18 protein-coding genes are annotated in these 26,683 nt (G+C 41.1%); all 18 read left to right on the top strand.

The features are described 5' to 3' along the window. The first annotated feature begins 6 nt into the window (after positions 1 to 6). A complete protein-coding gene (gene tssM / locus NH454_RS14755; protein WP_253039459.1) occupies positions 7 to 3,723 on the top strand; it encodes a type VI secretion system membrane subunit TssM in 3,717 nt (1,238 codons plus the stop codon). An 8-nt stretch (positions 3,724 to 3,731) separates the two neighbouring features. Further along, positions 3,732 to 4,724, top strand: a complete 993-nt coding sequence (tagF, locus tag NH454_RS14750; protein ID WP_253039458.1) for a type VI secretion system-associated protein TagF — start codon at positions 3,732 to 3,734, stop codon at positions 4,722 to 4,724. Continuing rightward, entirely contained in the window at positions 4,721 to 6,286 is a 1,566-nt protein-coding gene (locus tag NH454_RS14745; protein WP_253039457.1) for a type VI secretion system domain-containing protein, read from the top strand. Before tagF ends, NH454_RS14745 begins: the two co-directional genes overlap by 4 nt. 52 nt (positions 6,287 to 6,338) lie before the next feature. Further along, positions 6,339 to 6,860, top strand: a complete 522-nt coding sequence (gene tssB, locus NH454_RS14740; protein ID WP_199526689.1) for a type VI secretion system contractile sheath small subunit — start codon at positions 6,339 to 6,341, stop codon at positions 6,858 to 6,860. A gap of 10 nt (positions 6,861 to 6,870) precedes the next feature. Continuing rightward, the gene (tssC, locus tag NH454_RS14735; protein ID WP_199526690.1) at positions 6,871 to 8,397 is read left to right on the top strand and encodes a type VI secretion system contractile sheath large subunit; all 1,527 of its coding nucleotides are present in this window, start codon (positions 6,871 to 6,873) and stop codon (positions 8,395 to 8,397) included. A gap of 223 nt (positions 8,398 to 8,620) precedes the next feature. Next, the gene (locus tag NH454_RS14730) at positions 8,621 to 9,106 is read left to right on the top strand and encodes an Hcp family type VI secretion system effector (protein WP_054554067.1); all 486 of its coding nucleotides are present in this window, start codon (positions 8,621 to 8,623) and stop codon (positions 9,104 to 9,106) included. Between the two features lie 54 nt (positions 9,107 to 9,160). After that, the gene (tssE, locus tag NH454_RS14725; protein ID WP_054554066.1) at positions 9,161 to 9,568 is read left to right on the top strand and encodes a type VI secretion system baseplate subunit TssE; all 408 of its coding nucleotides are present in this window, start codon (positions 9,161 to 9,163) and stop codon (positions 9,566 to 9,568) included. Between the two features lie 22 nt (positions 9,569 to 9,590). Beyond that, on the top strand, positions 9,591 to 11,309 hold the full coding sequence (gene tssF, locus NH454_RS14720) for a type VI secretion system baseplate subunit TssF (RefSeq protein ID WP_199526691.1): 1,719 nt from the start codon (positions 9,591 to 9,593) through the stop codon (positions 11,307 to 11,309). Beyond that, complete coding sequence (gene tssG, locus NH454_RS14715) at positions 11,306 to 12,286, top strand: type VI secretion system baseplate subunit TssG (protein WP_253039456.1); 981 nt, start codon at positions 11,306 to 11,308, stop codon at positions 12,284 to 12,286. The genes tssF and tssG overlap by 4 nt, the downstream gene beginning before the upstream one ends. Before the next feature lie 27 nt (positions 12,287 to 12,313). After that, complete coding sequence (gene tssH, locus NH454_RS14710) at positions 12,314 to 15,052, top strand: type VI secretion system ATPase TssH (RefSeq protein ID WP_253039455.1); 2,739 nt, start codon at positions 12,314 to 12,316, stop codon at positions 15,050 to 15,052. A 12-nt stretch (positions 15,053 to 15,064) separates the two neighbouring features. After that, complete coding sequence (gene tssI, locus NH454_RS14705) at positions 15,065 to 17,095, top strand: type VI secretion system tip protein TssI/VgrG (protein WP_253039454.1); 2,031 nt, start codon at positions 15,065 to 15,067, stop codon at positions 17,093 to 17,095. A gap of 15 nt (positions 17,096 to 17,110) precedes the next feature. Beyond that, a complete protein-coding gene (locus NH454_RS14700; protein WP_199526694.1) occupies positions 17,111 to 17,527 on the top strand; it encodes a hypothetical protein in 417 nt (138 codons plus the stop codon). After that, entirely contained in the window at positions 17,454 to 18,686 is a 1,233-nt protein-coding gene (locus NH454_RS14695; RefSeq protein ID WP_253039453.1) for a hypothetical protein, read from the top strand. The genes NH454_RS14700 and NH454_RS14695 overlap by 74 nt, the downstream gene beginning before the upstream one ends. After that, positions 18,676 to 19,707, top strand: a complete 1,032-nt coding sequence (locus NH454_RS14690) for a DUF2169 domain-containing protein (protein ID WP_253039452.1) — start codon at positions 18,676 to 18,678, stop codon at positions 19,705 to 19,707. The genes NH454_RS14695 and NH454_RS14690 overlap by 11 nt, the downstream gene beginning before the upstream one ends. After that, the gene (locus tag NH454_RS14685) at positions 19,697 to 20,605 is read left to right on the top strand and encodes a hypothetical protein (protein ID WP_253039450.1); all 909 of its coding nucleotides are present in this window, start codon (positions 19,697 to 19,699) and stop codon (positions 20,603 to 20,605) included. The genes NH454_RS14690 and NH454_RS14685 overlap by 11 nt, the downstream gene beginning before the upstream one ends. Further along, complete coding sequence (locus NH454_RS14680) at positions 20,593 to 21,618, top strand: DUF4150 domain-containing protein (protein WP_253039448.1); 1,026 nt, start codon at positions 20,593 to 20,595, stop codon at positions 21,616 to 21,618. Before NH454_RS14685 ends, NH454_RS14680 begins: the two co-directional genes overlap by 13 nt. Then, positions 21,615 to 25,472, top strand: coding sequence for a toxin VasX (locus tag NH454_RS14675; RefSeq protein WP_253039446.1), 3,858 nt, complete (start codon positions 21,615 to 21,617; stop codon positions 25,470 to 25,472). Before NH454_RS14680 ends, NH454_RS14675 begins: the two co-directional genes overlap by 4 nt. A gap of 82 nt (positions 25,473 to 25,554) precedes the next feature. After that, positions 25,555 to 26,683, top strand: a 1,129-nt coding sequence (locus NH454_RS14670) for a hypothetical protein (RefSeq protein ID WP_253039444.1), incomplete at its 3' end; no start/stop codon positions are given.

Raw genomic sequence — 26,683 nt, 5'->3', positions numbered from 1 at the left:
AAAGTAATGCAAGGAAGAGTAAATAAAAGCGGCCTAGTGCACTTTTTACTGGGCTTAGTGTCATCAAGAGCAACAGGTCAGCTTATTGGTTTAATTGCTGTTTTAAGCATTATTTGGTTTGCTGGACGTATTGTAGGCTTAGATACAACAGATAAAAAACTAATAGCGATGGGCAGCGTTACTGCTGTATTCATAGTATTTATTTTTATACGTTGGCTGTGGACTAAACGTTCTGGCGATAAGTTAGCCTCTGAACTTGCGAGTCATAATGCGGGTTCAAGTGCTGAACTAAACGAAATAAAAGAAAAAATGCAAGAAGCATTAAGTTCATTAAAAGCATCTCATTTGGGGGCTGGTTATCGGGGTAACACTGCACTTTATGCTTTACCTTGGTACATGATTATTGGTCCATCAGCAACAGGTAAAAGCACACTTTTTGCAAATTCAGGCTTACATTTTCCTTATTCTAATTCGAGTGAGCTACATATTCAGGGCTTTGGTGGCACACGAAATTGTGACTGGTGGTTTTCTGATCAGGCGATACTTATTGATACTGCAGGAAGGTATACAACAGAGCAGTCAGAAAACCAAGAGTGGCTCTCATTTTTAAGCCTATTAAAGAAATACCGTCCCAAATTACCAATTAATGGTGTGATGGTCGCTATAAGTGTTGCTGATGTTTTAACTGCAGATAGTGAAGATATTCGCCAACATGTAAAGCTTGTCCGTGAGCGAATAGAAGAGCTTATTACGCAACTTGGAGTTATTTTTCCTGTTTATATAACGTTTACTAAAACAGATTTAATTAGCGGTTTTGAGCCATTTTTTAATGATTTAACAGAAAAGGAACGCGAGCAAGTTTTTGGTGCATATTTGTTAGACATTAGTGAGGATCAAAAAAATGATCCGGCTGAAATGTTCGAAGTTCGTATGGAGGAGTTATACCAACGCCTTTGTGAGCAACGTTTAAGTAAAGTTGCCCGCGAACGTAACGAGCACCGTAAGCAGTTAATTTTAGATTTTCCGAATCAATTTAAATCGGCTTCAACTAAGCTCACTGAGTTTGTGAATTTGCTCTTTAAAGCCAATCCGTATCAAGAGGTTCCGTGGTTTGCAGGTGTGTACTTTACTTCTGGTACACAAGAGGGAACACCGATTGAACGCATTACCAATGGAGTGAGGGATCAATTTGGTGCTGTTGTTGTTGAGCAAAAACAAGAAAGCATTACACAAAGCTACTTTATCAACCGTGTTTTTAATGATGTGATTTTCAAGCTTCAAGACCTAACTCGTGGTAACCGAAAAAAACGCTTAGTTGGCCGTTGGTTAAAAGGACTTACCGTAACTACCGGACTTGCCTGTATCGCTGCAGTGACTACATTGCTGATCACCTCTTATACCAGTAATCAATTGTTACTTAACCAAGGAGAAGCACGAGTAAAAGCGATAGTTGAAGCGAATGTAAATAAAGCAACAGACACGAAAAAACTCGCGGCTACACTAGCATTATTTGAACACTACCAAAAATTAAATGATTTTGAGCAACAACTTCCTTGGTACTTTATATTTGGTATTTATGAAGGTGATGAAACAATTGCTAGCATTAAAAATGTTTTATTTAATCAATTAAATCAGTTGATTACTTTTCCAGCTGAAAAACAAACATTAGCAAAGCTTAAATATTTTGAAGCGTTATGGCTTTCCGATAACTCGGATGCGAAAGCGGCTGCTCGAAAAGACTATTATGATTCTTTAAAACTTCATTTAATGTTAAGTAGTTTGCCTGAGCATAAAGATACTGACTTTGCTAAACAGCAACTGCTCAGCCTTATGAGCCAACATTTTAAAATAAACTTAGAAGAACAAGATGACTCACCTATAGCTGCACAGCTTAGTGTTTTAGTCGACTTTTATTTGGCTAATTTAGGGTCAGATATCGATAACCCTGGAGACATTTTGTTTTGGCAGAATAATGAAACTGCTGTTTTAAATGCTCGCAATAACTTAAATACTCAGCCCGAAGCAAAGCCATTGTATCAGCAATTAATTAGTAGTTTTGCCGACCGTAAAAAAGCCATTCAACTTAATGACTTTATGGCTGCAAAAAACCGTGATGTACTAAAAACTACTTTTAAAATCCCTTATGTTTATACAAATGAAGGATGGCAAGAGTATGTTTATCCAGAAATTATGCGGATCTCACGACTGGTTTTTTCAGGAGACTGGGTCATGGGTACTAGTAATGATAATGGAGAAAATGTAGTTGATGAAGCTAAGGCCGAAACTTTAGCTAAAGCAATGCGTGCGTATTACTTTAAAGATTATGGAGATACCTGGTTCGCATTTTTGAATAGTATTCAACTTCCTGTTTTTAAAGATTTAAATCGCGCTAGCATTAATTTCTCACGTCTATCTTCAACGGATGGTCCACTAATTGATTTAATGTCACTGGTTAATAGCAATATTGTTGTTGCTGATAAACCTTCAGCATTAGAGGCTAATAATGACAAGATTGCCACAGTTGTGTCTGGTGCGACTGATGTGGCAACTAAGAAAACGTCAAAAGGAAAGCTGGCTGAACAAATTTTAGAGCGTCCAGATTTCTCTCAAGTTAGTACCGTTAGAGCACCTGAGCTAGAAACTCGGTTCTCAGATTTACGACGCTTTTCACAATATGAAGAGGGCAAAAATATGTCTGACTACATGAGTCAATATATTAGCTCTCTGAGCAGTATTCATTCAGATATAAAAGCGATGGCTGCAAGTAATGAAGATGATGCACAAGCCATGATCTTTGTTCAAGATTTACTCTCTGGAAATAGCCAAGAGAATGCTTTGCAATCGTCATGGATCATTATTGAAAGCCAAACTCGAGCATTAGATCCCGAGACAAAAGAGACCCTTGATAAGCTTTTTAAAGCACCATTGCAATCAGGTATTGCAACTATTATGGCTAAAGCAAGAAGCCAACTAAATGAAGAGTGGGAAAATCAAGTTTATACCATGTACAACAATAGCATTGCAGGGAAATACCCTTTTAACTTATCGGGGCCTGATGCTGCAATTGCAGATGTATCAGAGTTTCTAAATAGTGAAACCGGTGTGCTATGGGCTTTTATTAATACGCAATTAAAACCATTTATGAAAGTTCGTCGTGGCGTCTGGGAAGAAAAGCAATGGAATGGTGTGGGGATTGGCTTTAGTAAAGAGTTACTCGATGGTTTAACTAAAGCGAATAAAGTCACTCGCTCTTTATTTCTAAATGGTGCAGATGCAGCAGGGTTTAATTTTCAAATGATGCCAGTACCACAAAAAGGCATTCGTGAAACGTATCTTGGTTTTTCTGAGCAAGGGTATCGTTATAGAAATGAGCCAGAAGAGTGGCGTAATTTTTCGTGGCCAGGTCGAGGAGCAGCAGAAAAAGCTCTCTTATACGGTTTAGATAACTCAGGCCGCAGAATAACCATTGAACAGGATGGACCATGGGCGCTATTAAAAGTGCTAAATGAAGCAAGTGTTAAGTGGATAAAAGGTACTGAGTTTTTAGCGACATGGGACTTAAAAGATAAAACAGAAAAAAAATTAACTGTGCAATTTTCTTTAAAATCAGGGCGTAATAGCGGCATTTTTTCAAAATATTTACTGACATCATTTTCATTGCCTAGCTCTTTGTTTGCTTCTAACCCTCAACTTGCTCAAGCAAATCGAGCAACGGTTCAATAGGAGGAAACATGTTTGGTCTTTTCAATAGAAAAAAACAGCCTCTGCTTGTTAAACAATTCGCATATGGTTACATGGGGAAAACCCCAGTTCGCCCGGATTTTGTAAAGCTGAATATTTCTTCCCGTGAGTCAGTCGCGTTTGATCACTGGTTACAGGAGGGCTTTGCTCACCTAAATAGAGGTACAAAAGATGGCAAAGCAGCTGCTTTAGATGGTGTTGCATCATTATTTTTTGTGTCTGGAAATAGTGATGATGGAAGCCTATTAGGTGTATTGCAGCCAAGCGAGGATAGTAGCGGGCGTTTCTATCCATTTAGTTCATTTATTCACAGTGGTTTAGATACGTATAAGCGCCATCCTGCTTTTTTATTTTTGTATGCAAGCCATGTGATTGAGCATTTACTTGGAGTCAATAACAGGATTGTAAACGCTAACTCTATTGAGGAAATGGCTGAGCAAGCTAAAGCATATAATAAAGTCGCTGATGCGTTGAAACATTTACCTAATCTAAACCAAGAGCTTGATAAATTACGCACAATGCCTATGAGCTTAATTTGGCAGCATTTAGGAATTTCTGAGCTTCATAATAGAGCGATACTTATTGAAGAGTTGTCTGCCGTTTTAAAATCTGTTGCTAACCGAGGGTGTCTAAGGACTCAGTTTGGTATTCGTTTACCTATGCCTGCATTTAGCCATGAAAGTGCGCTTGTTGCAGGGTTTTGGCTCCATTTAATTGCATCTGTTGTTGCAGATCATAACTGGCAGCCATGGTTTTTTTATCAGTTAGGTACTAACAAATATAAGCCAAGCCTAACAGTATTTTGTCGTCCTGTACCTGCATCGTATTTTGGCTCTGTTTGGTTAACTGCAAATAAGTCTGCAGACATTATTGATCTAACAAGCTTATCACTTGAAAAAGCGCCGAGCGACTACAGCTTAAACTTTGCAGATATGGATAACATGAGTATTTATGATGCATTAAGAAGGTGGTGCAAAGCATGATTACTCAGAATCCTCATACCCATAAAGATTGGCAGCTTTGGTTAGACGAGTTAAGTGCTCCTTTAAACGGGTTAGTTTGTGGTGAAGATCTTAAATATGATGAAACTTTTAGAGTGTTAAAAGCTTCTTCTTCTGGGGTCGGTGAAGTTGACTTTAAAGATATGTTCATTCAAGCCACAGACTTATTGAAAAACCAAAGTAAAGACTTACGACTAGTCAGTTACTTATCTTTAGCGGCAACCAGTGAGTTTGGTGTTGTCGGATTAACATATTCATTGAAACTGTTTAATCAATTATTGAGCCAGTTTAGTGAACAGGTGCATCCTTTAAAAGCACGTATGCGTTGTGCAGTTAACACGTGGTTTTTACAACAACAAGAACGCTTAAAAGGAATCGCACAAACTCAAGCGGCTAGTCCTGGACAATGGGCTGAATTAGAAGCTGTTTTAGCTGAATATAATCAGTCTTCAGTGCCGGTACTTGATGCTGAATCAGGGCCTTTATCAACTCTGAATGAGTGGGTTAAAGAGCAAGTAATTCGCAATCCTGTCGCTAAGCCTGAACCTGAAATTAAAGCTGAGCCTAAAACACAAGAGGCGACAGTAGTTAGTGAGCCAATAGCAGAGCCGGTAGCGCAACAAGTTGTTCAGGCAAAACCAGTGACCCCTGCTCCAAAAGTGACTGACATTGCCAGCGATAGTGCTTACCTAGCGGCAATTCGTGAACTGCTTAATTTTGATAAAGAACAAAATAATATTGAACGAGTTTTAAAGCTCTCGCGTGCAGCACGTTGGTCAGGATTGGCTATACCTGCCAATGAAAATGGTAAAACAAGACTACCAGCACCGCGTACAGCAGCCTTCGCTCCCATTGAAAACGCTCTGGCAACGGAGCAAGCCGAGCAAGCATTGCTACTTGCCGAAGGTTTATTCATGGAAGGCGCAATGCAGTTTAATTTGAATCTGCAAATGCTTACTTTGTCTGCGTTAAAACAGCTTAATAAAGCAAAATTAGTACAGTGGTTAGAGCAACAATTAGTCACTTTAGTCAGTCAATTTCCGTTATTGACCAATTTACAATATGACGATGGTTCGGGGTTATGCAGCCCGCAGAACAAAGAAGCGTTATTAGAAATTGCCAATTCACAAGCTTCGCAAAATGAAACAACTCATGCGCAAGCTAATCCATTTGACGAGCATTACAAAGCCTTAAGCGAGCAAGTTGCAAAAGGGCAGTTAAGTGCAGCTTTAAGCTTAGTTGCACAATTAAGTACACCAACTGGATTTGATCAAGCTCAAAGTCAATTGCTTAAAGCAAAACTATTACTTAAAGCAGAGCATTATGAGCATGCATTGGCAATTTTAACTGAATTACTCGATCAAATTGAAACTTATCAATTAGCGAAATGGCAACAACAGTTTTGCATGGAAGTATGGCGCTTCGCCAAGCAATGTTATGCCAATTTGTCTCAGGCTGAGAGTGATGACATGAGTTTAGCTGCTAAAAAAATTAGCCAGCGAATGATGGTTACAAACCCGGCTCAAGCAATAGCGTGGGTTTAACACGCCTAATTGGAATTTAGTCGTTAGACAAACAAACTGCAAAGGAAGAAACATGACAGATACATTTCAAAAAGAGATCCCACGAGCTCGGATTAACATATCGTTAGAGCTTGATACTGACGGGGCATCACAAAAAAGCGAATTGCCATTAAAAATGCTGGTTATTGGTGACTATTCAAATGGTCAAAATAGCCAAGACCTTGCTGAGCGCGAACGCGTGACGATTAATAAGAATAACATTGAGCAAGTACTGAAAGATATCGCGCCAAAAGCGAGTTTTCAGGTGGCAAACAAGATAAAAGGCGACGGTGATATCAATGTTAATTTGCAGTTTGATTCATTTAAATCTTTCGATCCAGAGCAAGTTGCTGCACAAGTACCTGAATTAAACAAAATGATGGCAATGCGTAACTTGTTACGTGACTTAAAGTCGAACCTTCTTGATAACTCATCACTTAGAAAAGAGTTGGAGCGTGTTTTACAAAACCAACCAGAACTTGATGAGTTAAAAGCGAAGCTAGATGAAATAGCGCCGCTTGCTTCTGAAGACGAAAAAAAACCTGTGACGGAATAAGGACGCCGCTATGTCAATGCAAGAACAATTAAATGTAGCTGCTCACACAGTTGAGCAAGCGCCATTATCAACCTATGAAAATCTATGCAATATGGTTGATATTGCCCCTGTGGGTGATGAAATCAAATTAGATACATTCAGAGATGCAGGTAATCTAGCAGAAACACGTGCCAATGAACGCCTCACTGCAGCAATTAATGTATTTTTAGATATGGCAGGCACCAGTGGCGAAGCAGTCACACGTATCGATAAGCTGTTGCTTGATGATTATATTGCAAAAGTAGACACCATTATCTCGCAGCAATTGGATCAGATTTTACATCACCCTGATTTTCAGAAGGTTGAATCAGCGTGGCGTTCATTACGTTATTTAATTAATCGCACGCCAAATAACGCGAATATCAAAATTGAAATGCTCGATGTTGATAAAGAAACATTGCGTGATGATTTTGAAGAAGCACCAGATACGACACAGTCAGCGCTATATAAGCATGTTTACACATCAGATTACGATACGCCAGGTGGTGAACCGGTATCGACTATGGTGTCTAACTTTGAATTTGACTGCTCGGCAACAGACGTGTCTTTACTACAGGAAATTTCACGTGTATCAGCAGCGGCACATTGTCCGTTTATGGGAAGTGTTGGTCCTAAATTCTTCTTGAAAGACTCATTAGACGAAGTTTCTAAAATTCAGGATATTGGTTCTTACATGGAACGTGCTGAATTCTTACGTTGGAAAAATTTCCGTGAATCAGAAGATTCTCGTTATATTGGTCTTGCTTTCCCACGTTTCTTACTACGTCTACCGTATGGTGATACAAACCCAATTCGTAACTTTAACTACCAAGAAGATGTGAACAGTCAGCATCACGAGCGTTACCTATGGGGTAATGCAACATTCGCATTTGCTGCCAACATTATTCGTAGCTTCCATGATAATGGCTGGTCTGTGAATATTCGCGGCCCACAATCGGGTGGTAAAGTTGAAAATTTACCTCTGCATTCATTTGAAGCAGGTAAAGGTTCTGAAACTAAAATTCCTACAGAAGTGCTTATCTCAGAGACCAAAGAACTTGAGTTTGCTAACCAAGGATTTATTCCTCTTAGCTATTACAAAAATTCTGACTTTGCGTGTTTCTTCTCGGCAAATAGTGCGCAAAAGCCGCAAGTGCTTGAAACAGCAGAAGCAACTGCAAATGCTCGTATTAACTCGCGTTTACCTTATATCTTCTTAGTGTCGCGTATTGCTCACTACTTAAAAGTATTGCAGCGTGAAAATATTGGTTCGAGCAAACCTCGTCATGAGTTAGAACAGCAGTTAAATGATTGGTTAGGCGCTTTGGTAACGAAGATGAATAACCCGGATGAGTCGCTAATTGCAACGCACCCGCTTAAAGACGCAAAAGTAACGGTGTCGGAGATCCCAGGAAATCCAGGTTATTACCGCGTTAGCACTTACATTGTGCCGCACTTCCAAGTGGAAGGTATTGATGTTCGCCTTGCGCTAGTTGGACAAATGCCTGGCGAAAAATGAACTGCCAAGCCGCCGATGAAACGGATTTAAACAGGCTGTGTAAAAACGTCAATTTGGTGAGTAGCTGGTTGGTGTAAAAGAATGGCCCCAAGTTGGTTGCAGCCAACTTGGGACATGTTCCCCAGTGGCATGAAGCATCGGGCTTTTTGGGGGGCATAAACAAGGTTGTTTGTGCCTATGCCATCAAACAGGAAACAATTCATTCTAAAAGGAGAATAATGAAATGGCAATTCCAGCGTATATGTGGTTAAAGGATGACCAAGGTAATGACATCAAAGGTTCTGTAACTGTTGCAGAGCGTGAAGGTTCAATTGAGATCCTACACTTTGATCATGAACTTCGCATTCCTACAGATAACGACACAGGCGAATTAACAGGTACTCGTAAGCACGAACCTTTTGTTATTACAAAAGCGGTTGATGCAGCAACACCTTACTTGTACAAAGCGTGTTCAAACGGTCAAACACTTAAGCAACTTGAGCTTAAATGGTACCGTATTGACGACACAGGGACCGAGCGTGAATATTTCTGCCACAAGTTGGAAGATGTAAAAATCACCTCAATTTTACCAACAATGCATAACGTAAAAGACTTAGACAAGGAGCGTTATCCGCACCTTGAAACAGTTAGCCTACGTTATAAACGCATTACGTGGACTTACCTTGATGGCAACATCGAGTTCTCTGACTCTTGGACTGAAGGTCGATAAGTCAGCAAAATTAAAGGATATGCGAGAGCATATCCTTTTATTAGAGGTAAGTTTATGGCGTTATTCGATTTTTTAACTCAACCTGTCACACGAAATGGTCATCAAGGCTTTCAAACTGATGAGCAAAACAGTGTCTGCAAGCATCTAAATGAATTACTTAATGCGCGTCGTGGCGTTTTAAAACATTTGGCCGATTATGGGCTGCCCGATGTCGAAGATATTTACGAAGGCCTACCGTATTCACAGCATACCTTGGCGTTTGAAGTTAAAAAATTGATAGAGAAATATGAGCCACGAGTTCGTTATGCCAATGTCATTCCAATGGAAATTCGAGAAGAAAATTGTGTGATTAGGCTCGATATACAAGCATTTTTAACCTCTGGGCAATGTATCAAACTTAACACCCGATTTGAATCGGGTGGTAAAGCTGATGTGGCAGAACATGCCAAGCAGTTTGATTAATTCAGCGTAAAAGGATAGTTCAATGCAACAGTATTTTGATGCACAAATGCGCTTATTAACCCAAGCCGGCAAACAGTTTGCTCAGCATTACCCTGAGCACGCAGGCATGTTAAATATCGATGCGCTAAAAGATCGTGACCCCCATATTGAACGACTACTAGAAGGTGTTGCGTATTTAACTGCGCATACGCAAAAGCGTTTAGATGAGTCTGTTCCTGAGGTATCAGAGCAAGTGCTGCGTCAGTTATGCCCTATTTTATTGAGCTATTACCCATCAAGCACAGTTGTAAAGTTTAGTCCTAAGCTGGCAATGCAAAAATCACATCTTATTGAAAAAGGGCTGACGCTAAGCGCCGATAAGTCAGTGGTTGATAATAAACATATCACCTTTACAACAACCCACGACCTACAAGTCAGTCCCCTTGATGTTGAGCATGTGCGATATCAAGAGTCGCATTTAGGGTCTGAGCTACGTATTGGTTTACGTTTTGTTTGCCAAGGAGAGCGCAAAAACTACGACCTTGCAAATTTACAGTTTTATTTACGTGGTGATACGCCTTTATGTAGTTCATTGTTTAAGCTTTTAAAAACTGCAGAGCAGTTTACTGAGCTTGATTTTGGCCCCTCGCATTTTGAACATAACAAAAAGTTAAAAGTAAAAGGCTGCAGTGCTACTTATTTAGATATAGATGGTGCTCTATTACCCCATGCGGAACAAAGCCATCCGGGCTATGCGTTGCTGTTAGACTACTTTAACGCGAAAGACCGTTTTTACTTTATGCGCTTTGATGGTTTAAAAGATCTGACCTTACCCGAACATATCGATCGATTTGAGCTGGTGTTTAGAGGCAGTAGTAAATTACCGCCTGGTCATCAATTAAGCCGCGATAATATTTTACTCAATTGTGTGCCAGCCATTAATTTGTTTGCGCAACCCGCAGAGCCAATACGCATAGAGTCAAACCGTACTGATTACATGATCACCGCTGATCAAAACAGAACAGACCATATCTTTAGTTACACCATTAATGAGGTTAAAGGGCGCAACTCGTTAAGTGGTAAATCGTATGATTATACCCCCAGATATCAAAGTGTGTTTGAAGATGAAAAGAAACTGTTTACCGTTTTAACCAAAGATGTGGGTGGAGCTGCGCCGTGTCATTACTTACAGCTGCCATTTAATCTCGAAGAAGAAAAAGAAACTTTATCGGTTGATTTAACCGTTTTTAATGCTGGTTGGCCAAGACAGTTACTCCAAGAAGGCGATTTAAACATTGGTGGCCCTGATATGCCAAGCATTGCCAATGTAGAAAACGTAATTCGCCCGACTAACTATTTACCTTGCCCCGAACAGCCAAAGCACTGGCAGTTGATAAGCCTATTAAATGTGAAGTTTTCACAGATTACACAAGTCACCGAATTAAAACGCTTACTTGTATTGTTTGATTGGTCACAAAAAGCTGAAAACCGATTACGTATTGATAGTATTCAAAAAATTACAGCAACACCGATTAGTCAAATTAAGCGCGGCATTTTTATTAAAGGTGTTGATGTATTGATTGATATTGATGAAAGCAAATTTGTTTGTGATGCCGACTTATACCACTTTTGCAATATGCTGCATCAGTTCTTTTTAATGTACGCGCCAATTAATGAAAGCGTGCAAACCCGAGTTAATGCGATTCCAAGCTATAAAACCCATTGTTGGGAAATTGAACCGGGCAAGAGTTATCAGTTATGAATATGCACGAATCAATAAATCATCCTGTTTGGGCAAAGTTACCTGAACCAATAGAAAAGCTGATTGCAGCCCCTTGGCAGTTTAATTTATTTAAGGCGATGAGCCTAATTGAAAAACATTGGGCAACACCTTCAGAGCTTGAAAAAGGGATTAGCGAGCGAGTGCTCTTTAAGCCTTATAAAGAACTTGGCTTTCCTGCCACGGATGTTCGCAGCTGTGAATTAGATAACCTTGGCCGTGGCCGATTAAGTTTGTCGACATCATTTTTAGGTTTGTATGGTGTAGATGCACCTATGCCACATTATTTACTCGAACAGGCGGCCAGTGATCAAGAAAGTGGTGGTCGAGTAAGACAGTTTTTAGACATGTTTAACCATGTACTTTATTGCCAATTATTCCAAGCATGGAAAAAGTCGCACATCAATGTTGAAGGCCGAGGTGCAGCGCAATTCGATCATTTAATTGAAGCTATTTTATCAACCAAAACCGAGCAAAAAGTTCAGTGTGGGATCGCAAGCTTAAAACAAACCAGTGCAGCGGGTTTAGCGCAATTACTTCGTCACTCATTAGAGGTTGAGCAATTAAGTGTGGATGACACTCGTGCAAATTGGCAGCAAATAGACTCGCCAAGTTCATTTGGTCAAGATCAACAAATGGTGTTAGGTGAGTCAGCGGTTCTTGGTGAGCGCGTATTAGTGAGTGGTAGTGTACTAACCATAGTGATTGGTCCTGTAGATCCTGACACCGCGATAGCGCTTAACCCCCAGCATTCACAAGGTAAGAAAATGGCAACCATGTTAAGCACTCACTTACCCAGTAATGTGCAATGGGTGTGTCAAATTAAGGTGGCTAATAAAGCGGTATCAGAGCAAGTCATAGGACAAAGCGATTTATTACTCGGCCATAATGCCTATTTAGGGCGCGCTGAAGCAAATATCAGCGTGCATAGTTACACACGTCAACAATATCAACATTAAAAGTAATCAGGATTTAAGGAAAACAACATGGATGCAAAAGGCATAAAGCAGCTTATCGACAAACTAAATGGCCATACTGCAACAGCACTTGAGTCAGCAGCAGGGTTTGCGAGTAGTCGTAGTCACTATGAAGTGTTACCTGAACATTTATTAATTAAGTTGATGGAAGAAGGCAGTAACGGCGATTTAGAGCATATTTTTCACTTTTTTAATATTAATCAAGACGCAGTGTGGCATGAGCTGCTCGACTTTTTAAACCGCCAACCAGCGGGTAACCAGAGTAAGCCGGTTTTTTCTCGTCGACTTTATGAATGGCTTGAGCGTGCTTGGTTAAGTGCAAATGTGCAGCACAAAAGTGACTGGATCACTGGTGCTGCGTTGATCGATGCCTTAACTGAGTTATTGCCGTACAGCCCAGTACTGCAATTGCCAGCGTTACTTGAAAAAATTGACGCCCGTTTCATGGCTGAAAACCTCGATAAGCTTTGCCAAAACTCTAGTGAGCGATTAAATCCACAGGCAAAGCAAAGTGCTCAACATACTGCTGCTGATCAGCAAAGTGGTCAAGGTGGTGCCCTTGATGAGTATTGTGAAGACCTTACCGAGAAAGCGAAACAAGGCAAAATTGACCCTGTGCTTGGTCGCAACGACGAAATTCGTATGATGGTTGATGTACTTTGTCGTCGTCGTAAAAACAACCCAATTTTAGTGGGTGAACCAGGGGTAGGTAAAACTGCAGTAGTTGAAGGATTTGCTCAGCGTATTGTTGATGGTCAGGTACCGGATGATCTCAAAGGTGTACGATTACTGGTGTTAGATATGGGCCTATTGCAAGCTGGTGCAGGGGTTAAAGGTGAATTTGAACGCCGTTTAAAAACAGTGATCGATGAAGTGAAAAACTCAACCACCCCTATCATCATGTTTATTGATGAAGCCCACACATTGATTGGTGCTGGTGGTGATGCTGGTATGAGTGATGCGGCTAACTTGCTAAAGCCTGCGCTTGCCCGAGGTGAGTTACGCACAGTTGCTGCAACCACTTGGAGCGAATACAAAAAATACTTTGAGCGAGATGCTGCACTTGAGCGCCGTTTTCAGCTTATTAAAGTTGATGAGCCAACGGAGCAAGCTGCTCAGTTGATGTTAGCGGGTTTGAAAGATAAGTATCAACAACATCACAATATTCAAATTACTGATGATGCTATAGAAGCTGCAGTGGTCTTGTCGTCACGTTATATCACGGGTCGTCAACTACCAGATAAAGCCATTGATGTGCTAGATACGGCTGCGGCAAGAGTCCGAATGTCGTTTGCTACCGACCCAGCTGCCATTGAAGCTGAGCGAGAGCACATTAATTATCTAGAAACACGTATCCAAAGCATTGCAGCAGAAAGCGAGCAAGGTTTGGCGGTTGATATGGACAAATTGCTGCACTTACAACAAGAACTAAATGCAGCGCAGAGTAACTTAGCAACATTGACGAGTGCGCGTGAGTCACAAATTTCGACATTAGGTCAAATCAATGAATTTAAGCAAGCTAATTCGCAAAATGAATTAGACAGCAGCGTGTTACTTAGCTTACGACAAACGCTAAAAGAGCAAAACACACAAGATAATGGTCTTTACAGCGAAGTGGATGCCGATGCCGTTGCGCAAATTATTTCGCAGTGGACAGGCGTGCCCGTTGGCGCGATGGTGAAAGATCAAATAACCAATTTGATCACTCTTGAAAAGGTCATTAGCCAAGAAGTGATTGGTCAGCAGTCTGGCATTGCAAAAATAGCCCAAACGTTGCGCGTAAGTAAGGCAGGCATAAGCAATGAATATGGACCGCTTGGTGTGTTTTTATTAGCTGGTCCTTCAGGGGTGGGTAAAACCGAAACTGCACGATGTTTAGCCAAGCAATTATTTGGTGGTGAGAAGTTTTTAACCACTATTAACATGAGCGAGTATCAAGAAGCGCATACAGTATCGCAGCTTAAGGGTTCGCCACCGGGATACGTTGGCTATGGCGAAGGCGGGGTATTAACAGAAGCTGTAAGGCAGCGTCCGTACTCGGTGATTTTACTCGATGAAGTAGAAAAAGCGCATAAAGATGTACTAAACATGTTCTATCAAGTTTTTGAGCGCGGCAGTATGCGCGATGGCGAAGGTCGCGAAATCGATTTTAAAAATACCGTGATCATCATGACCTCAAATTTAGGGTCCGCTGAACTTATTGACGCCTGCACACCACCCAATGTTATTGATTTAACTGAGCCGACTGACGATGAACATGCCGACATTGAAAATCAAGACCAAATCAATGCAGCATTGAATAGTGAACAAGCCCCTTTAAATGAAGACGGCAGTCCATGGCAAGTTCCTTCAATTACAGCACTAACAGAGCTAATTAAGCCGCAGCTACTGCAATTTTTTGCCCCAGCACTGTTAGCGCGAATGCAAGTTATTCCTTATTTAGCGCTAGATAAAGAGGCACTGCAATCAATTGTCAGCTTAAAACTAGACGGTATTGCCAAACGTTTAGCGAATAATCACAAAATGCAGCTGCGTGTAGATGAAACAGTACTTAATAAACTGACCGAACAATGCCAGTTATCAGACAGTGGCGCGCGCATGGTTAACGCTGTGATTGAGCAGCAAATATTGCCTGGCATTGCTATATCAATTTTAGAGTTTATGGCAGAGGATGATATGCCAGATATTCTCACCTTAGCTGTTGATGAGAATGATGAAATTACCGCAACCTTTGCGGACCAAGCATAAAGGATTTGAACAATGGGATTCATGGATAGCCTAAATGAACTAAGAGCCAATACCAGTCATTTTAGTGTCAACGTGCAAGGATTGCCTGATGGCATGATATCGGTGACAGATTTTGAATCAACTAATGACAGCCTGTGTGAAGACTTTTCGTTTTACATTCAAATTTTAAGTCAAGAACACCTCAGTGCTGAAATGCTGTTAGGTAAAGACGCCAAGCTTAAATTAGTGTGGTCAATGACCGACCGCACTATTTCTGGTCTCATCAGTGCTTTTACTGCCCACGGGCAAAGTCATCAGGGTTATCACTATACGCTGATCATGAGCTCTTATTTAACCTTGTTAAAGCATCAACATTCTAACCGTGTTTTCACCATGATGGATCCAGCTGCCATAGTAAAAAGCGTGTTTACTAAAGCTGGTTTTCCAATGCAAAAGTTTAGTATTCAAGCGTCGGGCCCAACCCTTGAAATGACGGTTCAATACAACGAAACAGACTATGAGTTTGTCACGCGTTTGATGCGTAAGTATGGCTTTGTATATGGCTTTGTAGAGCAAACAGAAGGTGATTGCACCTTCAAAGTCTGTAATAGCAGTAAAGACTTTTCCGGGCAATGCGATGATATAAGCCTGAGTTATGTGCCGCCATCAGGGCAAGTTCGAAATAGCGAAACCATTTTTGCAATAAGCCGTAAAGCACAGCTGCATCCACAAAGTGTGTCGCTTAATGATTACAACTACAAAGCCCAAGGTAACTTAAATGTGTCGACCGCAAATAATACCAGTTACCCAGGGTTTGGTGATGATAGTCATTATGCAGATAACTTTCCTAACGCCAATATAGGTAATTCGCTGGCGAAAGTACGTCAACAAGCGTTTGATTGTCAGCGTGAACAATTAATTATTGATACGGATTGCCGTGCCTTAAGACCCGGTATGTTGTTGACAGTGTATGACCACCCTGATCATAAAGGGCTGTATTTAATAACGCGTGTTGATCACAAAGGCAGCCAATCTGCGGCAGTAGAATATGGCTCGCAAGTTAAAGGGTTAACCTATAAAAACCAAGCCTATTTATTGCCTGCATCCGTTGAGTTTAGAGCTGAGCTGTCTCCTGCACGTCGTGTATTTGCAACATTTAATGCCACCATTGAGCAAGAGGTTGATGACGACGGCAATTACTTAGTGCGCTTACCGTTTAACCAAGACGGTGAAGGCCAAGAAAGCCGCCCAACGCGCTTACTACAGCAATATGGTGGCAGTGGCCATGGTATGCATTTTCCGTTAACGACGGGCACCGAAGTGTTAGTAACTGGCGAAAATGGCGACCTAGATAGGCCGATTATTTTAGGAGCGCTTTATAATCAGAGCTGCCCAAACCCGGTTACCAGCCAAAATCCGACAGAGAATAAGCTTGTTACCCGTGCTGGGCATAGCTTGATCATGGATGACAAAAGCGGTGAAGAAAAAATTAGCCTTGCAAATAAAGAAAATAAAAACCAATTGTTGTTAGATGCCACCGAGAATGCCCATCAAGCAACACTCAAATCAGTGGAAGGTGACGTCAAAATTTCAGCTAAAGAGAACCTACAGTTTGTTGCTGAGAATGACGCCATTTTTACCGCTGCCAACGATTTTACTAATCGTGTTGAAAACACCCTACAAGTTCAAACACGCGAGGGTGATATCAAGGTAACGGCTGCGGCTGACTTAACATTAAAGTCTGATGCCGATACCCGTATCGAAGCGACTGATGGCAGTAGCGAACTTAAAGCAGCGCAAGAACTTAACTTGCAAAGTGAGCAATATTTTAGTGTCTACTCGGTCGATGGCAACCTTGAGTTTCAAGCGCCAAATGGTGATTTGAACCTCTCTAGCGGGGCAAATATCACCATCAAAGGCGAAGGTCGAGGCTCTATCCAGCTTAGCCAAGGCGGTGCAAGTTTAGAGATTGATGCTGCGGGTAATTTAACTATCGATGCCACCAATATCACTCTATCGGCTAGAAACATTGCTATTAAAGGCAATGCAATAAGTAATAACTAATTTCAAGGACTGAAAATGACAGCCACAGTAACTCAGTTATTTGATCAACAACATAGTCTTGCAGAGGTCAGTGAAGTATCGCCTCAGGGCAAAGCCTTGAGCGTGATTATAAATCACATTCGTTATGATGTTGCTTTGCAAGCTGCCCATGTATCGTGTTGCAAAGTAGGTAGCCAAGTCGTGGTGCTACACAGTGAGCAAGGTGTAATTGTAACGGCACTTTTAGCCGCACCTGAACAATCTCCGGCGGCTCACATTAGCAACGAAGCAGGGCATATTATTATTGCCGCAGAGCAAAGCGTTAGTTTGCAAACCGCAAAGGGCAGCATCGAAGTGTTTGCTGATGGCACCATTGTGCTTGAAGGCGAAGATATCACTGCAAATAGCCAACAAGACCTTACCTTGGCAGGTTGGCCGATTAGGCTTAATTAATATGTTTGCAGCGGTTTCTAAGTTAAAACAGCATCAACAGCGCGTTACCACCTTAATGGCGCACCGTGAAAAGCTACTTGCGTCTGGGGCGTATAGTCTTGCAAGGCAAAAAGTGTTAGAGCATCAAGTGCTTAATCATCTATATGTGCTGGCATCGCTAAAGCAGCAGTCACCGTGCGACTACTTCAATGGGAATAGCTTTAACGACCTTGCTGAACTTAGCTGTGATGATTTTTGTGAGATCGCGTTAGCGAGCGACCAGCACGCAATTTTTGCGCTTTGTGCAACACGTTTAATGGCTGCACCTGAGCAAGATAACAGTGACTATTTTTTAGCGCTTAAAAAGCAGCAAGCTCTGCCTGTTTATACTTTGTTATCGCAGCAACTTAGGTATTGGACTATCCCAGAACAAAAAGCACTCAGAGCCACAGTGCTAGAGGGCAAAGAGTCATTACCGCAGCAGCTTAAAACTATTTTGTTTTCGCAGCCTTTAAATGATGCTGAGTTACAACAAGCACTCGCTCATACTGATTTTACATTGGTATATGCCGCTTTAGTCAATTGCTATTGCCAAGGCGATAACAGCCTTAGTGATAAGTTGTTTAAAGTGTTCTCGAGTACCAGTGAGCCAGCACATAAAGCGCAGTTATTACAGTTAGCGGGGCTGGTTAACGATAGTCGCTGGCATGAGCCTTGCGATTTATTTTGTAAAGCACACCCTGAATTTTGCCAAACCGTATTAAGCCACTTTGTGTATAAACCAGCACTGGTATTGGTGATAGAGCTTATGGGGGTTGCGCATACGCAGCAAGCTGCTTATCAAGCTTGGCTAACGTTAACAGATAGACCACTTGCAAAGGCTGAAGCATTAACGCTTGTAAGCTCGCAAAATCAGCATCATGTGCAAGCCGGTATAAACTTGCATGATGCAGAGCATGTCAGACAGGCACTGGCTTTAAGCAAAGGAGAGTGTGTTCTAAAAGGCGTGAGTTTTACAAAAGCGCAGCCAGAGCAAGGCTTAGCAGAATTTGCAGGCGAGATTGTACAGCGAGTATTTGCCCCTCAGTTTGAATTAACACTGGCCTGTGGCCTTTATCATACTCAGCAAACAGCAATTCAGTGGCAAAAGTTAACAGCAGGAGCACAACATGCTGCATAACTTTACTCCTTGGCAAGCAAGCGTGTTCGAAGGTTGGCAAGCAGATGGCACTGCGTCTCATGTCGTTTTGGTAAAACAAAGCTTTGAGTTTGATGAAAAAGGCAATACCAGCTTAATGGAACCGTGTATTGAAATCGTCATGGCCGACGAATATAGCGGTGATCCGACTAGCGAGCCGCTGGTGGCAGTGAATGAACAAGTGGCATTTAAGCAAGGTTTCGAAGTGTATGGCAACTTTACTGCGTATCCGCCAAAGGGCAAAACTGCTCGTGTTATTGAGGTTGAGCTAGGTTTAGTTGAAAACGACACGCCTATAATTAAAAAGCGATTACGCATTACTGGCGAACGTGAATGGCGCCGTTCACTGCTTGGCCCTGTCGCAACAGATCCAAGCCCTATTACGCCAACAGCTATCTGTTATAGCCGCGCGTTTGGGGGCAAAGCACATCATGATCAAAACGTCTATAGCCTTGAAAACCCAATAGGCGTTGGCTTTAAACTAAAAAATAAGCACGCAGTAGGGCAGCTTTTACCTGCAATAGAGTATGCCAATGAAGTATTAAGAAAACCAAGTCATCAAGTAAGCGTTGCTGGCTTTTCGGCAATTCCGAGTCATTGGTCACCGCGTATAGAATTAATGCCAGAGATTGACGAACAAGCGCTCATGGCAGGTAAGTACCCGTTCAAAACGTCATTGGCTAGCAACTTTTATAATACAGCCCCGGCAGATCAACAAACAAAGCAATTGTTTACAAAAGGCTGGGCGTTTTCGTTAACCGGATTATATCCATTACAAGAATATGGCCAACAACAAACAGTAGAGCTTCCTGTGCTTAAGCCAATAGTACAAGTGGTTAATACGTTAACAAGGCATGATATCGACATGCACTGCGATACCTTAGTGATTGATTCGGACGCACAGTGCTTTTCGCTGTTATGGCGCGGACATATCAACAGTGACAATGTGGCAAGTAGCAGCAATATAATTGTAGCTGAGCAGGGAGGTAACGATGCAGTTTGATACTCTTTATCATGTTAATGCCGCGGGGTGTTATACCGAAAGTTTTTATACATCGGTGGCAAACCAAATGTTGTATTCAAAGCCAAGCAAAGCGCTGATCCGCTGTGATATTAGTTTAGATGCCCCATATGTATTTGTAGAACTGACTGAGCTTACAGGGCTTGATAGGCAAACTCGTTGCTTGCTAATTTTATCTCATATTATTGAAAGCATTGAGTTAAAAAAACTTTGTTGTTCATTTAGGGTCAACAAAGTTCAGTTTATATTACCGCACGACAGTAATGGCGAGCCGCTGATTGATGATGACACATTAAGTGAAATACTGACTGATGCAATGCCTGAGCAAACACCTGCTTTTGAGCAGGTAAGCGATTGGCAGCTCGAAGCAACCGAACTCGATACCCTCGTAGTGGCTGTTGATTCTTGTAATAATTTTGAATACGTGTCGGAGCAAGCTAAGCATCACACAGTACAAGTGGTAAATGGCCCTAGCGGCGTGATTAATGGCGAAGGTGGCTATGCGTTATTGGTACACAGACAAGGTTGTTTTAAAGCCACCACCTTCGATGAACCAATGCCTTCTAAGCTTAAAAAAGCAAACATACAGGTTAGTGATACCTTTATTTTTGCAGGCATGCAGTCATATGAATGGCAAAAACTGTGGTTTAGCTATACCCAAAAACACTATAAAAATGATGATGAACTAATAGAGTTTGCCGAACTAAATACCGTAGTAGGTTATCAAGGCGTGGCAAACCAAGCTGCGGCATTTGCATTAGCTGGAAGCTATTTGCATAACCCGCTGATGACTGATACTGAACACGTATTTGTGGTGTTCAATCAGCCAAACGAACAGCTATTTAAGATTTCAAGGAGTGAAAGCGAATGTCATATATAAATGCCATAGCTGGCAAAGAATCAGGCAGCGTACAATACGACATAGACGCACTCACTGCTGACGTACGAAGCGGCGGTAGTGTTACATGGCGCCATAATAACCCGACATTACTTGGTCTAACCAACAGTGCGCGAAGCAATGGTGCGCTCGGCAAAGCCAATGGTATTGCTATTTTTGCAAACCGTTCTGAAGGCGAATCTGCTTTTTTAGATGAAATAGCCAGACCCAAGTACCGAGAGCATACACTTGGTGAAATGGTTAATCGGTTTATTCCAGATTACATTATTCCGCCACCGCAATGGGATAACGAGAAAAACCAGCCAATTCTGCCGTGGAACGAACCGCAGACCAATATGGACGTTAACAAACCAGTCGATAACCCCCGTGCCTTTTTAGATTTAGTGTCGAATCATTTAGGTTGGCAACCAGGTACAGAGCAGCAACTGGTTAAAGACACTGAATCAGAGGCACCGCAAACTGCTACAGTCTCAGGGCAAAATGTACTTATTAATGGCCGTACCGCCGTGCATAAAGATAGCGGGGGTAAGCTAACAACAATCGATGTGTGCTTAACCACAATTGTTCCGACTGTTGTACCCATTCCCTATGTAAATAACGCAAAATCTTCTGATATAACTGGGGTTGCAGGCTCAGTTAAAATCAATGGCAAAGGCGCTGCCACAATTAAAAGTAAATTTTCAAAAAGTAAAGGTGATAAACCCGGTGATAAAAGAGGGATTATCAGCGGAACGAATGATGGTAAAGCCGAATTTATCATGGGGTCATTTAACGTAATGATTGAAGGTAAACCCGCGGCTCGCCAAGGCGACCCGATGATATCAAATAATAAAAATACCCCACCCATGCCACTTATGCAGCCTGGCGGCCCCGCACCAAGAGGGCTTAGAGTGCAAGTTAGGGATAGTTTGCAAGCTGAAAATGCAGGGAAGAAGATCACAGTTAAATTATCTGGAGCAGAAAAGCTAGACGAAGATGGGGTAAATATCCAATGAGTGATTTAAGTGTCGCAGACAAAATCAATATAAAAAATGCCCACAGAGAACTTGTTTTTGAACGCCAATCAGAAGGTACAAAAAATGTATCTCTGATGGTTAAAGATGAATCAGTTGATAGAAGTCAAAAAGGTTATTACAAAATTCCTTTGTATAAAGTGGATGCAAAAGAAGAAAACGACAATACAGCTGATATTGAACTGGTTCATATATTCCCAATTAGATATGCACATCCTGCTGATGAAATAGATAATCATAAAACGAATCTTAGAGATGGTTACTTATACATTTTTGTTGATGGTCATTTATGGCGTGAACTCAAGGTTACAACTGAGCAAAACGTGACACGTTTTAATGATGTTAATCTTGCGTGGCAAAAAGGCATCATGACGTGGAAGCAAAATAAAGGTTACAGAGATGCAACGGGCGAAGAACTCAAAACAGTGATTGTGCCTTATAAACTAAATGGGCAAACCTGTGAGGTTCAAATAGCTTATTCAGAAGTGCAATGGTCTTGGAAGCAAATAGAGCTTTTTGGCGGCCTCAACCCTGAAGATCCAAGGTTAAATTATGGCGAGCCAGTTAAACCCGGCGATAATAATAGCGATGCGCAAATATTACGAGGTGATAGGCTTTTCACGTTAGATAAACTTGGCGATTTTGAACAAGGCTATAATAGCGCCAAACTACCTAAGCATGTTGTGCTTGATGTTGTTAATCAAGCGGGTGTGTATTGTCCAGTTATTCCTGACCAGATAGGCAAAGTACGCCAAGCTGCAGCGGATATTACATTAACCCGTTCTGTTATTAGTTCACTGCCGATAGAGCAAGTCGCAAATGGACAAATGGTGTCGAGTGTAGCTGAACTCACAAAAGAACAAAGGGGGCAGCTTGAATTAGCATCGTTTGTTCAACAAACCTTTTTTGCTTTTCCACAATCTGTTTCAGACAAGTTAGCAACCTATGGTGAAGACAGTGTTTCTGAACAAGAGCAAGATATTGCTGCTGATTATAAAAAATGGGTAGATAACAAATTTGATAAAACAGCGTTCAGAAAATTTTTAGCAACAGCAAAAGTGTTCGAGTTAGGCGAATACATCAATGAATTAAGAGCCAATGTAAAAGATATTTTAGAGGACGAAGATAGCGCCTCTAGTTTTTACCAATGTACAAGGGATTATGCATATCACACGGGCAATCGAAGGCTCGATATGTATCAACTAATGTGCGATGTATTAGCCCCACTTAAAGATTTAACGGCAGACTTGCTTCGTTCAAGCGTAGTGTATGAAAAAGACGCACAAAAGCTTAAACAAATAGACAGTAATGACTTAGGCCAGCATATCATTTTAAAAGTGTTAGGTACCCACCCTGAAGACACTAGTAATCGTGAAAACTTATTGAAATTACACAAGTTACTTTTTCCTGACGAAAAATGCAGTAACCCAGGCTTAACCGATTACTTAAATTTTAGAGACCCTGACGACCCTAAAAATATCGATTTTGATATGGATGAGTTTTATGCCCTTGAGAGCAACGATGATGGGCTAGATGGCTATATTGAAGGTGATTTAACGCAAGTATTTAGGCGAAGCAGTCAAGCTGTATGGGGCTTTTTTAATATTATTATGGAAGTCCCCTCTGCTACATATTCAATGTCTCAAGGTAGCGGAACAATTAAAGATGTGTTTACTGCTCGCATGCAAAAACAATCAAGCTTACAGCGAGAAAGCAATAAAATTCAGCAGCAAATAGCAAACTTAAAAGAACAAATAAAAAATAAACAAAGCGAAATTGAAAGCTCCGAAAAATCACGCAATGAGCTAATTCAAGAAGCGCGTAATCAAGGGATTGATGGCGATGACATCACAGAGCAATTAAACAGGCAACTGAAACAAAAAAATAAAGAGTTAGAACATTACAAAACATTACTTAAACAAGCCAAAACAAAAAGTAGTGTAACCCGTGCGCATTTATCAACCCTGAAAAGTGTTGGACTAGACATGCTTAATAGTGAGGCACGTATTAAGTCAGTTGCGATGTCGTACAACCCGTATCAAAAAATAATGCATTTAGCGCATATGATCTCTGACGACTTGCTTGTTGAGATAGATATTGATGTTAACGACTATTATCAAGGCAACTTGCCCGATTCAGTCGTGCCGCTTAATTTTGACAGCCGTGCAAAGCGAGCTGAACAACGCATTTTAGAGTTTAATAAAATAACCGAAGGCATAGATGAAGCATTAAGCCAGGGCAGTTACCCTGGTAATGGTGGAACGCGACCAGTCGTTAAACTTAAAGTTAACGATAAAGTAACCATACCCGCTCGTTTAGACCTTATTACAAGTTTAGATGGTTCTTTAAATGAACTTGAGGCAATGGTCACGAAGCAATATTACCAAGCAGACAGCGCCAGAGAAAAAGTAATAAAAAAAATGGTGGTGTTAGATAAAAGTAAGCTAGCTGCATTACAAAAGGTTAAGAAGAAACTGGCAGATAGCTTAAATGCTATTGAAAAAGAAAAGCTTAAAGCTGATTGGGATTTAGCCGGTTATAAAGATCACAATAAGTCTCTCAAAAAATACGCACAAACAGCATTTGGTAAACAACAAAGGGGTAAGGTAGGCTCAGCTAGTATTGGTGTATTGCCGTTTGTTTCTGGGTTAGAGGCCATTAACTTTTATAATGTAATAATGGGGGATGGCGTGAGTGCCATGGATAAAACATCAGCGGCATTTGATTTACTTGATGTAATGGTGAATATAGGTAAAGACCTTGTTGAGCGGCGTTATGGTATGCCAAGCTCAGGTCAGTTAATTCTTTATGCTGATAATAAAGTACCTGCTAGTGAGTTTACTAAAAAAATACTCAGAGGAAGAGTCAGTGTAATTACCGCGAAAGTAATACTGTTTTACGCTGCTAATGCAGCGACATTGCTTGCAGGCGCGATTAGTACTTATGTGGCTGTAAGAGATGCCGTTAACGAATATAACAAGGGCAATGTGGGGCTAGCTACAGCTAACTCAGTAATGGCTTTAGGGTTTTTAAGCATGACCGCAGCGTCGGGCATTGCTATTGTCACTAAAGGGGCATCTGCATTAATTGCTGTTTTTGGTATCGCTGGCTTAGTGATCATCCTCATTGCAGCAGGGCTGATTTATTATTTTAGTGAATCAGAGGTCGAAGCTTGGTTGCATGCATGCCCGTGGGGTAAGGCGGCTTTTATTAATGATGGTTCAACAAGTGTGCGAGCAGAGCAATGGCGAAATCGCCCTGATTTAGCGCTTCTTGATATATACAACGTACTTTACAAGCCTTATACAAAAGTCATTGCAAATGAACACGCTAAAACAGTCTCAATGGGCTTAACGGCTCCTATAGCTGCAGTTAAAGAAGGTGTTGATACAAAGCTTAGCTGGCGAATGCTTCCTCCTGACAAGGGAATGTTGAATTATTATGCTGCATCATTACTAACTGATTATGACACTAGACTAGCAAGATACAGCAAGTATAAACATTTTACTGAAATTCCATTAGATTCGGTTATTTTCCTTAAAAGTATGTGGGCGTTGCAGCCTGCTCGAACGGGTTGGCAGGTCGAAATAAATAATCACATTTTGTTAGCAGAACTGGGTTTAAAACCTGGCGATCAAATCGAACTTAAATTAGAGGCGACAGTGTACCCAGAAGGTAAAGGTCAACCTACAATTCAGGGCTTTAATAGTCTTTATGGTTTACCAATCGAATATTACAAAGAAGGTGAAAAGCCAGGGTTCTTCTCTTGGGGTGATGATCGTAAGTTCAGCCACCGCATAGGCAAAGAAACTAGCAAAGCCATTATTCATTTATAAAAGCTAAATTATAAAAATCTAAGCTTTAATAAGTTGAGTTGTAAAACAAGACAGAATAAGTGCAGCAAATAAAGGAGTAACAATGAGTAGTGATGATAAAAGCTCAGTAAAATCAAGCAAGCTGGATGATTTAATTGATAATCTTGTTAGTGATGAGGATCTTAAACGCTATATTGCTGAACAAAACGACGGTTTAACTCATGAAGAAAGAGAAAAAATTAAAAGAGAAAATCGTATTAACGCAATTAACCAGTGGTGCGCTGAGAACCCTGGCAGAGACCCAACAAGAGCAAAAGATAAAACCATTAAACAGCTGGCATTAGATGAAGAAGCTGAGGTGCGAATAGAAGAGTTTAGAAAAAATAACCCTGAGGAAATGGCTGAAATTGAAAGAAGAAATGAAAACAAAAGCAAATATTTTGATGATAGAGAAACCTATAAAGCGCAACTGCCAAGAGACTACTTACATCAAGACAGTTATGAAACGCGATTAAAAAAAGCAGAAGCACTCAATGGTTGCAGCTTTAAAACTCGTACCTTTAAAAGTAAGCGTTTTACTGATCAATATGCAGCAGAGCTTGAATCCCCAGATTGTGGCTCGACACTTGAGGGGCATTGGGTTCGCAATGATGGGCAACAACTTGCTATTTCATGGTTTGGAGGGTGGTCTAACTTATTTACTGCTCTAAGCTTCTTGCTAATGGTCGCTGCGGTTATGTTTTTATTCGCTGATTTAGTTGTTATTGGTTTTGTGTGGGGAGACTACCGATGGGTGCCATTTGCTATATACGCACCTATGTTTATTGTCGGTTTTTACATGCATAAACACCGCGCTATATTATCGCACCGAGATAAGTTTTACTTTAATCGCCATACCGGCCTTGTAAAAACTCCGCATACCTTGTTTAGAAAACCGTTTTACTTACCTTACGAAGACATTGTTTGCTATGGCGCAAATCAGCGTAATGTCGGTTCAGCCCGCGGTGGCTCACGTGTATTTGTATCACTTATGGTGCCGTTAAAATACCCTAAACATTACCGCTTCACTAAGCCAACATTTTACGTTGGTGGTTTTAACCGTCAGTGGGATTCACTGGCATACGCCACAGCCATGACCTTTATGGATACATCCATCCCGCTTGGTACTCACTTATATCAATCGATAGAGCATTACTTCAAAATTGATAAAGACATAACAGAAAAACACGGAT

The organism is Pseudoalteromonas sp. Ps84H-4 (genome assembly GCF_024124645.1).
GTDB classification, from domain to species: domain Bacteria; phylum Pseudomonadota; class Gammaproteobacteria; order Enterobacterales; family Alteromonadaceae; genus Pseudoalteromonas; species Pseudoalteromonas lipolytica_C.
This window is presented reverse-complemented; position numbering and strand designations above follow the sequence as displayed.

Coding starts and splice junctions, on each gene's coding strand:
- tssM (WP_253039459.1), top strand. CDS start 7: ATGCAAGGAAGAGTAAATAAAAGCGGCCTAGTGCACTTTTTACTGGGC.
- tagF (WP_253039458.1), top strand. CDS start 3,732: ATGTTTGGTCTTTTCAATAGAAAAAAACAGCCTCTGCTTGTTAAACAA.
- NH454_RS14745 (WP_253039457.1), top strand. CDS start 4,721: ATGATTACTCAGAATCCTCATACCCATAAAGATTGGCAGCTTTGGTTA.
- tssB (WP_199526689.1), top strand. CDS start 6,339: ATGACAGATACATTTCAAAAAGAGATCCCACGAGCTCGGATTAACATA.
- tssC (WP_199526690.1), top strand. CDS start 6,871: ATGTCAATGCAAGAACAATTAAATGTAGCTGCTCACACAGTTGAGCAA.
- NH454_RS14730 (WP_054554067.1), top strand. CDS start 8,621: ATGGCAATTCCAGCGTATATGTGGTTAAAGGATGACCAAGGTAATGAC.
- tssE (WP_054554066.1), top strand. CDS start 9,161: ATGGCGTTATTCGATTTTTTAACTCAACCTGTCACACGAAATGGTCAT.
- tssF (WP_199526691.1), top strand. CDS start 9,591: ATGCAACAGTATTTTGATGCACAAATGCGCTTATTAACCCAAGCCGGC.
- tssG (WP_253039456.1), top strand. CDS start 11,306: ATGAATATGCACGAATCAATAAATCATCCTGTTTGGGCAAAGTTACCT.
- tssH (WP_253039455.1), top strand. CDS start 12,314: ATGGATGCAAAAGGCATAAAGCAGCTTATCGACAAACTAAATGGCCAT.
- tssI (WP_253039454.1), top strand. CDS start 15,065: ATGGGATTCATGGATAGCCTAAATGAACTAAGAGCCAATACCAGTCAT.
- NH454_RS14700 (WP_199526694.1), top strand. CDS start 17,111: ATGACAGCCACAGTAACTCAGTTATTTGATCAACAACATAGTCTTGCA.
- NH454_RS14690 (WP_253039452.1), top strand. CDS start 18,676: ATGCTGCATAACTTTACTCCTTGGCAAGCAAGCGTGTTCGAAGGTTGG.
- NH454_RS14685 (WP_253039450.1), top strand. CDS start 19,697: ATGCAGTTTGATACTCTTTATCATGTTAATGCCGCGGGGTGTTATACC.
- NH454_RS14680 (WP_253039448.1), top strand. CDS start 20,593: ATGTCATATATAAATGCCATAGCTGGCAAAGAATCAGGCAGCGTACAA.
- NH454_RS14675 (WP_253039446.1), top strand. CDS start 21,615: ATGAGTGATTTAAGTGTCGCAGACAAAATCAATATAAAAAATGCCCAC.